2 protein-coding genes are annotated in these 2,088 nt (G+C 70.4%); both read left to right on the forward strand.

What is annotated here, in order from left to right; genetic code table 11:
• Positions 1-197, forward strand: a 197-nt coding sequence (locus G6028_RS11200) for a hypothetical protein (protein ID WP_182658886.1), incomplete at its 5' end; no start/stop codon positions are given.
• A gap of 282 nt (positions 198-479) precedes the next feature.
• On the forward strand, positions 480-2,088 hold a 1,609-nt coding region (locus G6028_RS11205; protein ID WP_182658887.1), incomplete at its 3' end, for an alpha/beta fold hydrolase.

The following is a 2,088-nucleotide window of genomic DNA, read 5'->3' on the forward strand; positions in this document are numbered from 1 at the left end:
TGGCGGTGGTGTTGTGGTGGTTGTCGCGCGACCTCGTGGCCGTCCGGCCGCCCGAGGTCGACCCGCCCGTCGACGGTGTGATCCTGCGGACCTACACCGAGCCCTGGCTGCTGCTGGCGGCCACGCTGTCGGCCGGGGTCGCGATGGTCGCCACCACGCTCGCGTTGCTGACCCGCGGCAGCCGGCATGAACAGTGATATATCCACTTCTGCCTGCACCTTTTCGGCACCGACCCCGCACGCGGTAACGATCGGATGACGGTTCCCTGAGTCGGTGCCAGTTGGTGCGGCGTGGCACCGGCCACAGGCTACATTTGGAGCGGTTCGGACGCTTGTGACGCTCGTGAACTTGAGCGGTCGCGGCGTCCGATTCGTCTGGCAGTCATCTACAGAACATGGAATCGGGGATCGGTGCAGCCGTCTAGCACTTTCGTTGGCACCACCGCGGTCGTTGGGGCGATCGCACTTCTTGGTACCGGAGTGGCTGCCGCCGCCCCGGTCAAGTGGCAGGACTGTACCGAGATGCTCGGGATCGAGGCCGAATACGTGCCGGCCGGTCTCGAGTGCGGGACCGTCGAGGTCCCCGTCGACTACAGCCAGCCCGACGGCGCCCGGACCGAGGTCGCACTGACCCGCATCAAGGCGTCCTCCGGGCAGGCCCGGTCGGCCGTCTTCGGCAACCCCGGCGGCCCCGGCAACTACGCCCTCAACTTCTGGAGCCCCGCGTTCGACGGCACCGCGCCCGCCGGCCTGTACGAGAACCACGACCTCGTGGCCGTCCAGCCGCGTGGCCTCTACGGCTCCAACCCGATGACCTGTGACGTCGCCTTCGTCGGCCCCACCACCGCCAACGCGCTGCACGACGCCTGCTTCGGGACCGATCCGGCCTACATGGCCTCGTTCACCACCGAGAACGCGGCCCGCGACATGAACGCCGTCCGCGAATCGCTCGGGCTCGCCGAGATCGATTACGTGGGCGTGTCCTACGGCACCGCGATCGGCACCGACTTCGCGACCCTGTTCCCCGAGCACACCGGCCGCATGGTGCTGGACTCCAACACGCACCCCGACTGGCGGTGGTCCACCCAGGCCGAACAGGGCGCGCTCGCCCAGGAGCGACGACTGAACGACATCTTCACGTGGATCGCCGAGCGCGACGACTACTACGGCCTCGGCGACACCCCGCGCAAGGTGTTCCACTCCTGGAAGTGGGTCACCGACCAGGAGGTGGGGGGACCCGCCAACCTCACCCCGCCGCCGGCCGAGACCCGCGACCTGCCCGTCGAGCTGCGGGGCACCCCGCTCGAGCGGCCCGCGCTGGACACCATCAACGGCACCGCGCCCGCCCTCGCCCGCGTCGAGGGCCTCGGTCGCGCCGTCGCGCTGCAGGGTCTGACCAACAACGCCACCACCGGGTTGTACGACGCCACGGTGGGCGCGACCTACTCCGAGCAGGCGTGGCCGATGCTGGCGCACATGCTCAAGTACTACAACGACGGCGGCAACATCGCCCGGGTCGACTACCCGACGGCCGCCAGGATCGTCGCCGCGCAGGAGAGCCGCTCGCCGGTCTTCCGCACCGACATCGAGATGAACGCGATCATCACGTGCAACGAGACCGCCTCGCCGCCGAGCGAGCTCGGCGTCATGGCTGCCAAGGCGGACCGCTACACGGGCGGCAACAAGCTCACCACCCGCGCCGCGGCCGAGGCCGCCGGTGACGACTGTGTGGGCTGGGCGCCGGTCGCACGCACCATCCAGCCGAACGGCGACGCCCTCGACCAGAAGCCGCTCGTCCTGCACTCGGAGAAGGACGCCGTCACCCCGATCGCCGGTGCCCACAGGGTCGTCGAGACGCTCGACGGGACGCTGGTCGTCGTCGGCGGCGGCGAGCACGGCACCTTCCGCACCGGAAACGCTGCCGTCGACGCGGTGGTGATGGAGTTCCTCGAGACCGGGGTCGCCACCCCGGGGCGCGTCGAGGGCAAGCCCTCGCCGGAGCCTCTGCCCAGGTGGGGTCAGGCCGAGCGCGCGGCCGCCGCCCAGCAGGGCATGTCCGCGCCCGTCGCCGGAGCCGACGACTGGTACG

The sequence above is a fragment of the Dietzia cercidiphylli genome, from assembly GCF_014145145.1.
Classification (GTDB): domain Bacteria; phylum Actinomycetota; class Actinomycetes; order Mycobacteriales; family Mycobacteriaceae; genus Dietzia; species Dietzia natronolimnaea.